The 11,507-nt window shown below is 51.0% G+C and carries 12 protein-coding genes; 10 read left to right on the top strand and 2 right to left on the bottom strand.

The genetic code is table 11. The features are described from left to right. Window positions 1–197 (top strand): flavodoxin-dependent (E)-4-hydroxy-3-methylbut-2-enyl-diphosphate synthase (locus VEI96_00175; protein ID HXX56395.1); only part of this gene is annotated, 197 nt, incomplete at its 5' end. A 36-nt stretch (window positions 198–233) separates the two neighbouring features. On the opposite strand, the gene VEI96_00170 is transcribed toward VEI96_00175, so the two are convergent. Continuing rightward, window positions 234–1,091: a phosphosulfolactate synthase gene (locus VEI96_00170; protein HXX56394.1), complete on the bottom strand. Its 858-nt coding sequence runs from the start codon at window positions 1,089–1,091 to the stop codon at window positions 234–236. A 149-nt stretch (window positions 1,092–1,240) separates the two neighbouring features. Between VEI96_00170 and panC the strand changes: the two genes are divergently transcribed. Further along, window positions 1,241–2,128: a pantoate--beta-alanine ligase gene (gene panC / locus VEI96_00165; GenBank protein ID HXX56393.1), complete on the top strand. Its 888-nt coding sequence runs from the start codon at window positions 1,241–1,243 to the stop codon at window positions 2,126–2,128. A 51-nt stretch (window positions 2,129–2,179) separates the two neighbouring features. Beyond that, window positions 2,180–2,518, top strand: coding sequence for a hypothetical protein (locus tag VEI96_00160; GenBank protein HXX56392.1), 339 nt, complete (start codon window positions 2,180–2,182; stop codon window positions 2,516–2,518). A 108-nt stretch (window positions 2,519–2,626) separates the two neighbouring features. Here VEI96_00160 and VEI96_00155 read toward each other — a convergent pair whose 3' ends face one another. Then, the gene (locus VEI96_00155) at window positions 2,627–4,498 is read right to left on the bottom strand and encodes an ASKHA domain-containing protein (protein HXX56391.1); all 1,872 of its coding nucleotides are present in this window, start codon (window positions 4,496–4,498) and stop codon (window positions 2,627–2,629) included. Between the two features lie 131 nt (window positions 4,499–4,629). On the opposite strand from VEI96_00155, the gene VEI96_00150 reads away from it, so the two are divergent. The 7 genes from VEI96_00150 to VEI96_00120 all read left to right on the top strand — a co-directional run. Beyond that, on the top strand, window positions 4,630–4,887 hold the full coding sequence (locus VEI96_00150; GenBank protein ID HXX56390.1) for a hypothetical protein: 258 nt from the start codon (window positions 4,630–4,632) through the stop codon (window positions 4,885–4,887). Between the two features lie 142 nt (window positions 4,888–5,029). Continuing rightward, on the top strand, window positions 5,030–6,472 hold the full coding sequence (locus VEI96_00145) for a cytochrome c biogenesis protein ResB (protein HXX56389.1): 1,443 nt from the start codon (window positions 5,030–5,032) through the stop codon (window positions 6,470–6,472). Window positions 6,473–6,475: 3 nt separating this feature from the next. Then, entirely contained in the window at window positions 6,476–7,564 is a 1,089-nt protein-coding gene (gene ccsB, locus VEI96_00140; protein HXX56388.1) for a c-type cytochrome biogenesis protein CcsB, read from the top strand. Between the two features lie 78 nt (window positions 7,565–7,642). Next, entirely contained in the window at window positions 7,643–8,482 is an 840-nt protein-coding gene (gene htpX, locus VEI96_00135) for a zinc metalloprotease HtpX (protein HXX56387.1), read from the top strand. Window positions 8,483–8,525: 43 nt separating this feature from the next. After that, window positions 8,526–9,491: an NAD-dependent epimerase/dehydratase family protein gene (locus tag VEI96_00130; GenBank protein HXX56386.1), complete on the top strand. Its 966-nt coding sequence runs from the start codon at window positions 8,526–8,528 to the stop codon at window positions 9,489–9,491. Then, window positions 9,482–10,681, top strand: coding sequence for a pyridoxal phosphate-dependent aminotransferase family protein (locus VEI96_00125; protein HXX56385.1), 1,200 nt, complete (start codon window positions 9,482–9,484; stop codon window positions 10,679–10,681). The genes VEI96_00130 and VEI96_00125 overlap by 10 nt, the downstream gene beginning before the upstream one ends. A 130-nt stretch (window positions 10,682–10,811) precedes the next feature. Then, window positions 10,812–11,507, top strand: a 696-nt coding sequence (locus VEI96_00120; protein HXX56384.1) for a hypothetical protein, incomplete at its 3' end; no start/stop codon positions are given.

Raw genomic sequence — 11,507 nt, 5'->3', positions numbered from 1 at the left:
GAGTTGACAGACCGGTGACTGTTGCGGTCATGGGGTGCGTTGTGAACGGTCCCGGTGAGGCGCGGGAGGCAGATGTCGGAATCGCCGGCGGCAAGGGGTTCGGTATCCTTTTTAAGAAAGGCAAAGTCGTAAAAAGAGTTGCAGAGGACAAACTCCTCGACGCACTTCTCGAAGAGATCGGAGACGAAGGCGGGTGAAGGCAATTTGTATGCAGCGCTGAAACCCTTGCCCGCTTAACCTTTAAAGGTCAGAACCCGCCCCCAGAGATCCTTCGTGCCCCAGATGCCCGACCGCAGACATTCGAGCTGGACAATCTGGCTGTGGTCCACAAAGAGGTTCACCTCGGGGCCGTAATTCTTGATGTACCAGCTGAATACCTCAGGTTCTGCCGCTTCAAACATGGTCCTCTCGAGTCCCAATTCCCGGATGAATTTGCTGATCACATCAGTCCGCCAGGTGCGGACGCTTTCGGTGATGCCTTCAGACTCGACCATGATCATGTAGGCGCCGGCATCGAGGTGCCTCTTCGCACGCAGAATCGCCCAGTCAGGGTCGCTCGTTCCTTCAGCCCCCAGCTCTTCTACGGTGCTGGCGCCTCCGGCCCCGAACTGTATTCCTACCTCGACCTTGACCTTTAAGCCCGCCTTCTGAACCTTTTCGGTCAGGCGGATGAGATCGTCTGGAGGTACGCTGATGAATCCGCTCGAAATCTCGACGATATCGAATTCTAGGCGCTTACATTCTTCAATGTACTGCCGGACAGCGGCGGTACCCTGAGTCAGCACATGTTCGATGAACCCACCGGTATCTACCTTCAGACCGTAGCGATGGCAGAGGTCGATGATCTCCTTAACAGCCTTGCTGGGCATAAGGCTGAAAGAGCCCCCGGCAAATTTGAGAATATCGATATAGGCGCCGGTTGTTTCGAGGATGTCCTCAAGATAGCGTTTTCCCATCGGCGTATAGTAAGGTCCTCGCATCTCCGTCACTCCCTGTTTACGGGGTTTGCCTTCACGTCTGTTCATAGGCAAAAAGGAAAAAGCCCGCTCACCCTCTTTCAGCTCCAGTTTCTTACGATCCTTCCTTGCCATTGTAAGCCCCTCCTTTCAGAAGAATTCGGCGTCTCCGCCCGATTTGCGAGACAGCCGTCCGTTTGACAAAGGGATTCTCCTTTAGATAGTTTATAACTGAATGCGATTTTTTGGAATAGTCTGAGAAAAGTCTGCCCGACGGGGGGAGCATGGAGATTATTCGCATACCGCGGATCATGCAGGATACTTCGGGGGGGCATCTCCTGCACGGGAGGACTATCGGTTTGGTCCCGACGATGGGCGCGCTCCACGAGGGACATCTCAGTCTCGTAAGGATGGCCAAGGCGGAAAACAGTATTACCGTCGTGAGCATCTTTGTTAATCCGAGACAGTTCGGTCCCGCTGAAGACTTCTCACGATACCCCAGAGACCCGGAAGGGGATGCCGAGAAACTCTCTAGGGAGGGCATTGACATCCTGTTTTCACCGGACGCATCCTTGATGTATCCGGCAGGATTTTCGACGCAGGTCGATGTGAGGGGCTTGTCAGAGGGACTCTGCGGGATGATGAGGCCTGATCACTTCACGGGGGTAGCCACGATAGTGGCCAAGTTGTTTCATATCGTCCGTCCCACGAGGGCTTATTTCGGGCAGAAGGATTTTCAGCAGACTCTGGTGATAAAGAGAATGGTCCGAGACCTGGATATGGGACTAGATGTTGTTGTTTGTCCGGTTATTCGGGAAGTCGATGGTCTCGCGATGAGCTCGCGAAACGCCTATCTTACGCAGGAAGAACGAAAAGCGGCGAGCGCAATTCATAGGTCTCTCCTGGAAGCGTCTGCTGCGGTTAAGTCTGGTATAATACAAGGGTCAAGCGTAAAGAAGCTCATGATGGATGTACTCGGCGCGGAACCTTTGGTTTCGGAGGTACAATATTGTTCGGTATATGACCCCCGGACGCTTAATGAGGTTGAACGGATAAACGGAGAGGTGTTGCTCGCGCTTGCCGTTAAGATTGGAAATATTCGGCTTATAGACAACATGCTTGTGAGCTCTGGGACGGGTTCGGCATCTCCGGCCAACCCTCTGATCCCCTGAGAGTTTCTTGCGGTGATTGTGGAATTTCCTTTTTTGTGAGGAGGATGATAGATGTTGCAGAGAGTCCACATCCAGATTCTTGATAATCCCTTGCAGGAAGTTATTCTCGATGCTGAGGAATTTGAGCAACCGATAAAAAACAGAATTCTCGCTGATGAATTACGCAAAGAGATGAGTTACAGCTATCCGAATGTCGTGTCGGTGGAATACGTCGATATCTTCCTGCATGACGATCTCTATTTCCCCGAGATCAGGGAATTGCTCAGCCACGGCGCGATAAATACCCCGGTCATTCTCATAAACGGCATTCCCAAAATCCACGGGGGTATACCGAGGACGATCATAAAGGAGGAGGTCGAAAAAATTCTTTCCGCAGGCCCACTCCACTGAGCGAAGACGTCCTGAAGAATTTCTCATAAGAAACGGGCGATTTCAGAGGAAATCTGAGAAGTTCTTTCTTCGAGTTCCGGGAAGATCCCTTCCTGTTTTCTGCTGTGGTCACCGTGGGTTCCCCATGAGTTTCTCCACGGTAGGGAACTGCCCCAAATCCGTATGGGGCAAGAAGAGCGCCGACATATACTCGTCCATGAAACCCCGCGACACGGAGAGTTCCATATACGTCATTTTCGATGCGATCTCCTCCGCCTCTTTCCTCAAGTCATCGGATAGAAGGCAGAGATATGCGCCTGTGATAGAGGCATTTCCGAGAAAGGAAAATTTGTCTTTCGGGATGTCCGGCAGCATGCCGAGTATAATGGCCCGGTCTATATTCAGATAGTTGCCGAAACCACCGGCTATATAAATCCTCTCGATAGCATCGAGGGTGAAGCCGACTTCCTTAAGAAGGAGTGTGACCCCTGCATAAATAGCCGCCTTTGCCCTCAGGATATTCTCTATGTCCGCCTCGGTAAGGACAACGTCTCTATCAGGACCCTGAAAGAGTGCGAACTCAATGCCGTCTTCTCCTCTCCGAATCCTTCCGCTCTTCAGGTCCTGCACGATCTTCCCTTTTTGGTCTATGACGCCAGTAAGGAACATCTCGGATACGGCATCTATCATACCGGAGCCACATACGCCGAGCGGCTTCGTGCCTCCGACGACGCCTATACGCGGTTCATGGGTGCCGGCGTCAATTTTCACCGATTCGATGGCGCCTTCCGTCGCCCGCATGCCATGCTTTATTCCACTTCCTTCAAAGCACGGCCCTGCAGAGCATGCCGCAGTCATGAGCCACTCATTGTTCCCGAGAGCTATCTCGCCGTTTGTCCCGATATCCATAAAAAGGGCGATCTCCTGCTTCCGGTGCAGCTTTGATGCGAGCACGCCGGCAACGATGTCACCACCCACATAGCTTGCGACGCAGGGAAGCGTATAGACCGGAGCCTGAGAATTGACGGCGATTCTGGCTGTCCCCGCCTTCCACTTCGGGAACGAGTTCACCGTCGGGATGTAGGGTTCTTCCCTGATAGAGGAAGGGTCAAGTCCCCAGAAGAGCTGAGACATGGTTGTGTTACCTGCAATCACTACGGATTCAATATCCTCTCTCTCAAGGGCATGTCTTTCGACCAGGGGGGAAAGGAGATCATTGATATCAGACACCACGGAGTCCCGTAATTCAGCAAGGCCACCTCCCTCCGTCGCATGAACTATCCTGGTAATGACATCGTCCCCATATCTCATCTGTGAGTTATACGTCAGCCCCACATCGATGAGCCGCCCGTCAACAAGGTCGACGAGATAAACGACCACGGTCGTTGTACCGATGTCCACGGCGAGCCCGTACTTTTCCTTGCCTTCGGCGGAGGAAATAAAGATTGCTTCAGGACCCTCCGTATATCCAAGGGCTATCTTCCATCCCGCGGATCTCAGTGACCTTTCCATGGAGCTCACAAATCCATGGGAGAATCGCATCCCGCTCAGGCCTTTTTCCTCAAGTGACCTCCTGAGCCGTTCGAGATCGCTTATGTTGTCGTGGATCGTGGGGAGAGGAATGTCGAGGTTTAGTCTCTTTACGATCGGGGATATCTCCACAGTGAATGACTCGAGGAGTTCAAAGAGGTCGCGGGATTTTGAAACCGCTATCTTGTCGCCGACAACGAGCCGTGATTCTTCGGGAATGTCGATGAGGACATCCTGACGGGGAAACGTCTGGCAAGCGAGCACGTAGCCGGCCTCCCTGTCGGTTGGAGCGATCTTGCCGTAGGCGACTACTTCACTCCCGCCTTCAACGACTCTCACCCTGCACTTACCGCATGTGCCTTTCCCCCCGCAAGAAGCAACAAGGTATACTCCCTGGCGTTTCAGGGCATGGTAGAGGCTTTCTCCGTCTTCGATGGATAGAGTCTTCCCTGACGTCAGTCTCATTTCCATGCTCTTGTCGCCTCCTCCAGGTAGTCTGTCAGCTTAGGGTGCCCCGTTTCAGGTCTGTATTATACACCATCGCATGGTTCTGTTCTCTATGAAGGTTTGACTTATCCCCTCTCCATGAGGTAATTTTTACTGTGGATTTCAAGTCAAAATTTCTTCTTGCGGCACTACTTTTTTCGCTGACGATCCTTATCAATCTTCCCTTCGGGTATTTCCGGAGGCGCGAGAGGAAATTTTCATTTAAGTGGTTTCTCTATATACATGTCCCCATACCGTTTATTTTTCTCATGCGGGTGCTATCGCATCTCGATTTCAGGTATATCCCCCTCTTTATTCTTGCCGCTGTCATCGGCCAGGTCCTCGGGAGCAGGATCGATTTCTCCTTCAAATGAGTAGTCACGCCCGGAAGAGAAGCTGCTGCCGGCGAGAATCGTACGAGCATGGCAGAGTACCATATAGAGGATGAATCCTGCCGTTCCGTATATTTTTTTGTGAAAAAGTATTAAAATAAGGACTAAAATTAAGGAGACCCTGGTGGAAAAAGGTAAAGATAAGACACTTGTCGATAGAGTATGGGACACGTTCTCCTCAGTAAAGCTCGCCGTGGTCATCTTTGCGGTATTGTCCCTCACATCCATTGTGGGGACTGTCATCGAACAGAACGCCCAACCGGAAAAAAACATTAAGTTGCTCTCCAAGCTATTCGGGCAGTCTGCTGCCCCGACTCTCTTCAAGGTCTTTGACAGCCTCGGATTTATGGACATGTATCACTCCTGGTGGTTCGTCGCCATCCTCCTTGCCTTTGCGGCTAATCTGATAATCTGTTCCATTGACAGGTTGCCGAGAATCATGAAACTCGTCAAGGAACCGGTAAAACCTTTGCCGGAGGACCGCTTCAAGGGATTCGGAATTAAGAAGGAGGTTGTTCTGAAGGGGAAGCCGGAAAAGACAAGGGAGCTGGTCCTTGATACGGTGAAGAGAGCGGTCGGCTTTCGTCTCGAGGAAGTCAAAGAGGAGCAGGGTTACCAGTTATTTTCACAAAAAGGGAATTATACGCGCCTCGGTGTCTATATAACCCATTTCAGCATCCTCGTGATTCTCATCGGAGCCCTGAGCGGCGTCTTCTGGGGGTTTAAAGGTGTTCTCAATCTGCCGGAAGGCATGATATCAACGGTAGCATACACGCGGGGAGGCCAGGAGAAAGCCCTCGGGTTCGGCATACGGTGTGATGAGTTTGCAGTGGATTTCTACGGCAACAGCGATATGCCGAAGGCATACAAGAGCTGGCTCACGATCATCAAGGATGGGAAAGAGGTCATGAAGAAGGTCATCACGGTGAACGATCCCTTGAAATATGAAGGATTTACCTTCTATCAATCGACTTACGGAATGGTACCGGGCGGAGGAGAAAACGGCATTTTTCGATTCACGGTTAAATCCAGGGATGGTAAAACAGAGCCTGTTGAAGCGAGGTTCGGAGGATCATTCACCATTCCGGGTACAAACATTACGGGCGGGATAGAGGATTTTTCTCCTGCTCTCGGTTTCGATGAAAAGACCGGCAGACCTTTCACCTATGCCCAGCAGATGAACAATCCTGCGGTCTTAGTCAGCTTCTACGAGAACGGCGTCAGGAAGTTCGGCGGATGGATTTTCAAGAGATATCCTGACACCGGGAGATTGCCCGATGGTAATGTTATCGATTTTCTCGGGCTCTGGGGTATGCAGTATACGGGTCTTCAGGTGAGGAAAGACCCTGGAGTCTGGATCGTTTACCTCGGCTGTATCGCCATGGCCGTCGGCCTTTTCATAGCCTTTTTCATGAGTCACCGGAGGTTATGGCTGAGACTCGTAGATGAGAAGAACAACACCCGTGTTATTGTCGGGGCGAGTGCAAACAAGAATAAACAGGCATTTGAGCGAAGGATCGACAGGATGGTAAGCCTTTTACGTAACGCACAGGAAGGAGGGAAATAGCCCATGGATAGCTCCACCTTATTCGGGATCACGACGATAGCGTATATCCTTGCCATGATCATTTATATAACGTATCTTGCGTTCAAGAAGACCGAAATCGGCTTGGCAGCTACGACAGTAACGATTATCGGATTTGTGGCCCAGACACTCGCAATCGCTGCAAGATGGATTGAATTCAAGCATGTCGGGCAGATGGGATGGCTGCGGGCTGCACCGTTTACGAACCTCTATGAGTCGTTGATATTCTTTGTATGGTGCCTTATCCTCGGCTACCTGTTCATCGAATTCAAGTACAAGAACCGGTCTTTCGGGGCCTTTGTCACTCCGATAGCCGGTCTCGCGCTTGCCTTCATAGACCTCACGGGCATGTCAAAGGAGATTCAACCCCTCGTTCCCGCTCTCCAGAGCAACTGGCTCCTTGCGCATGTGATGATGAGCTTCATCGCGTATTCAACCTTTGCCCTTGCCTTCAGCACTGGCCTCATGTATCTCATCCTGACTTCGGAGAAGAAAAGCGATACTTCCTATATTTTCTGGACCGTAGCGCTCGCGATACTCATCCTACTGCTTGCGGCTATGGGGTTAGATTATCTCACTTTCAGGGTAGCGATAAAGAACCCAGAGGGTCTCATCAAGAGTTATTTGTTCAGGGCCTCATTCCTTAATAGTTCGGCCGGGATTTCTCTCCTGAGCTGGGTTGCCTCAATCGTCTTCGTCTTTATCGTCTGGAGATACGGCTATCTCTTTAAGAGAGTTATCTCGGCATTCTCTCTTTCGGCCGAGACCCTCGATGATATTACCTATAAAAGTATAGCCATCGGATTTCCCATATTTACCCTCGGAGGTCTCATATTCGGGGCGATATGGGCAGATCAGGCATGGGGAGTTTATTGGAGCTGGGACCCTAAAGAAACATGGTCATTGATAAGCTGGTTTGTTTATGCCTTCTATCTCCATGCAAGGCTGCTCAGGGGATGGCGAGGCAAAAAGAGTGCTGTTGTTGCCGTTATCGGCTTTGTGGCGGTAGTTTTCACCTATCTGGGGGTGAACCTTCTTCTTTCGGGTCTCCACAGTTACGGCTCCATGGAGTGAATAACGCCGTGAAGCGGGATTTGAATCGGAGCCTTTTCAGCGAGTTTGAACGAAGAGGTGATGTGAGGAGGTAAATACATGAATTCGATAAAAACGTTTGTTCTACTCGTTTTCCTGACCCTTCTCTTTATCTGGGCCGGGGCAGCCTTCGGCGGGAAACAGGGAATGACAATAGCCCTCTTTCTCGCCTTCGGGATGAACATATTCGCTTACTGGTTCAGCGATAAGATTGTCCTCAGGATGTATGGGGCCCGGGAGGTGACGGAGTCCGAAGCACCCGAATTATATGGTATTGTGAGGAGACTCAGCCAGAAGGCACAGATGCCTATGCCGAGGGTCTATATCATTGACGGTGATCAGCCAAACGCCTTTGCCACGGGGAGGAACCCTGACCATGCTGCTGTTGCGGTGACAACCGGCATCCTCCGCATACTGAGCCCCGATGAACTTAGCGGTGTTATTGGCCACGAACTTTCCCATGTCAGACACAGGGACATTCTCATCAGTACTGTTGCAGCCACAATCGCGGGAGCGATAAGCTATGTTGCGCAGATGGCACAGTGGGCGGCTATCTTCGGCCATCGCGGTGAGGATGATGAAGGCGGCAGCCCGATAGCAACCCTCGTCATGATGATTGTAGGACCCATAGCCGCACTTATCATTCAGATGGCCATTTCCCGGTCTCGGGAGTATCTTGCCGATGAAGGGGGTGCAAGACTGGCAGGAAATCCTCGTTATCTCGCAAACGCCCTCCGCAAGTTGGATTATGCATCCCAAAGGATACCGATGGATGCAAATCCCGCCACTTCACACATGTTTATCGTTAATCCCCTTTCAGGAGGAGGGCTTCTGAAACTTTTCAGTACCCATCCCCCGATTCAGGAGAGAATAGCCCGGCTAGAGGCGATGAGTCTTTAGCCTTGACTCTTCCTGCCATGATTGTTCAAAATATGGGCGCTTTATGAAAGCCCTTGTTACGGGTGCAACAGGCTTTATCGGAAGTCATCTCGTGGATGAACTGCTCAAAAGGGGGTACGAGGTTGCCTGTCTTGTCAGAAGGACCTCTGACCTGAGATGGCTTGATGGACTTGGTGCTGCAATCGTATACGGCGACTGCGAGAGTCCGGACTCCCTCCGGGATCTGGCGGTCGACTACGATTATGTATTCCACCTTGCCGGTCTTACGAAAGCGAAGAAAGACGAGGACTTTTTCTCAGCGAATGTGAAGGGCACAGAAAATCTCCTCAGGATTATTGCGGCGGGGGGCACGAAACTGAAACGATTTCTCTACTTGAGCAGCCTTGCTGCGGTGGGACCGGGAAATCACAACGACGCGTCAGGCGAGGTTACGAAGGCGAACCCCGTTTCGAGTTACGGAAAGTCGAAACTGGAGGCTGAAAGAGTGACCCTGAGATACGAAAAAGAGATTCCGGTGACAATTCTGAGACCGCCTGCCGTATACGGTCCGAGAGACAGGGATTTGTTTCTTTTTTTCAAAATGATCGGGAAAGGCTTTTATCCTTACTGGGGAAAGTGTTATTATTCATTCCTTTATGTCGAAGACCTCGTCAAGGGGATGGTCTTGGCGGCGGAGGCCGAAAAGACGAGGGGGAGGGTATATTTCCTATCGGACAGCAAGGTTTATTCGAATGAAGAAATCGTGACCGAGATAGCGGAGGTCCTGCAGACGAAGGCGACGAAATTGATGATACCGAAAGGCCTCATGACACTTTTCGCAGCGATTAGTGCTAAACTCACCAATGGGGCTTCCATTATAAACAGGGACAAAGTGAAGGAACTTAACCAATCTCAATGGGTGTGTCATAATGAGAGAGCAGAAAGGGAGTTTGGCTTCATACCGAAAGTTATGGTAAAGGAAGGAATAAAATGGACAGCAGATTGGTACAGGATTCATCAATGGCTGTAAGAAAGACGACTGACATTTTTGAGAAGTGCTCTAAATTCACGAGGGCGAAGGAATTGATTTCAGTCGGTCTTTATCCCTACTTCAGGGTCGTCGAGAGCGCTCAGGACCCCGAAGTGACCATTAACGGCAGGCGAATGATCATGGTCGGCTCCAACAATTATCTCGGCCTTACGAACCATCCGAAGGTGAAAGAAGCTGCCATACAAGCCGTTAAGAAATATGGCTCCGGATGTGCCGGGTCGAGATTCCTGAACGGCACCTTAACCATTCACGTGGAGCTGGAGGAGAAACTCGCTCGGTTTATCAGGAAGGAGGCCGCGCTCGTTTTTTCTACGGGGTTTCAGGTGAATCTCGGGGTGATCTCGGCCATCGCCGGGAAGGACGATATTGTCATCATAGACAAGATGGACCACGCCAGTATCATCGATGGGTGCAGGCTCTCCTACGGCGAGGTTAAAAAGTTCAGGCATAATGATATGGCTGACCTCGAAAGGCTTCTCGATCACTATAATGGTAGGGGAAAACTTATCGTTGTTGACGGAGTTTTCAGTATGGAGGGTGATATCGTTAACCTTCCGAAGGTCGTGGAGCTGGCAAAGACTTACGGCGCGCGGGTCATGGTTGATGATGCTCACGGCATCGGTGTCCTGGGGAGCATGGGGAGGGGAACTTCCGAGCATTTCGGCCTTGAGGATGAGGTGGATTTGATCATGGGGACCTACAGCAAATCCCTCGCATCTATCGGGGGGTTTATAGCGGGAACCGAAGACGTCATCCATTACATAAAACATATTGCACGCCCCTTGATTTTCAGCGCAAGCCCTCCGCCCGCATCGGTAGCTGCTGTGAGTGCCGCTGTTGATATTATCGAGAGCGAGCCCGAAAGAATTGAACAGCTCTGGAAGAACACGAGAAAGATGCTGAAGGGGTTCAAAAGCCTCGGGTTTGAGGTTGGACCGAGCGCAACACCCATCATCCCTGTAATTGTTGGTGATAATGAGACCGCTTTTAAGATGGCGATGATGCTCCAGGAAGAGGGGGTATTCGCAAATGTTGCGGTCAGCCCCGCCGTCCCTGACGGAAGGGCACTCATAAGGACAAGTTATATGGCTACCCATACGGATGCGCATCTCGATAAGGTGCTCAGTGCCTTTAAGAAAGTCGGCCAGGCGCTCGGGCTGATACCTTGAACCTTTGGAAATCGTTGAGGTCAAGAAAGAAGAAGATCTCCTCCGCTTTATAGATTTTCCCTATTCTCTTTACTCCCGGGATTCCCGGTATGCTCCTCCTCTCAGAGGGGACATGAAGGAGCAGTTTTCGATGAAAAACCCTTTCTTCAGGCATGCAGAGGTGAAGTATTTTATTGCGCGGAAAGAGCGGAAAACGGTGGGGAGGGTAGCCGCTATTCTCAATCAGAGGCACATCGCGTTTCACGGCGAATCAGCCGGTTTCTTTGGTTTCTTTGAATCTCTCAATGACCCCGACATCGCTCAGGGTCTCCTCCTGGCTGCCGGCAGGGAACTGAAGGAGAGGGGAATGACACTCATGAGGGGCCCGATGAACTTCTCTACGAATGAAGAATGCGGGTTTCTCATAGAAGGATTCGATGAGCCTCCCATGCTCATGACGCCATATAATCCGTCATATTACAACGATCTCGTGGAAATGTGCGGAATGAGAAAGGCAAAGGACCTTTATGCGTACATCCATGACGTCCGGGAATCTCTTCCGGAAAAAGTGTTGAGGGTGGCTGCGATAGCCGAAAAACGGGGTGTGAGAGTAAGGCCCATCGACAAGAGACGATTTCGTGAAGAGATGCTGGTATTCAAAGAGGTCTATAACTCAGCCTGGGAGAAGAATTGGGGTTTCATCCCGCTCACCGATGAAGAATTGTATCATCTCGGTGAGAAACTGAAACAGATCGCAGTGCCTGAATTGACCCTGATAGCTGAAGACGATGGAAGACCGGTCGGCTTTATGGGTCTCCTGCCCGATTTCAATTTTGTTCTCAGGCGC

This window comes from Thermodesulfovibrionales bacterium, from assembly GCA_035622735.1.
Lineage (GTDB): Bacteria > Nitrospirota > Thermodesulfovibrionia > Thermodesulfovibrionales > UBA9159 > DASPUT01.
The sequence above is the reverse complement of the archived record's forward strand: the minus strand, read 5'-3'. Positions and strand labels throughout refer to the sequence as shown.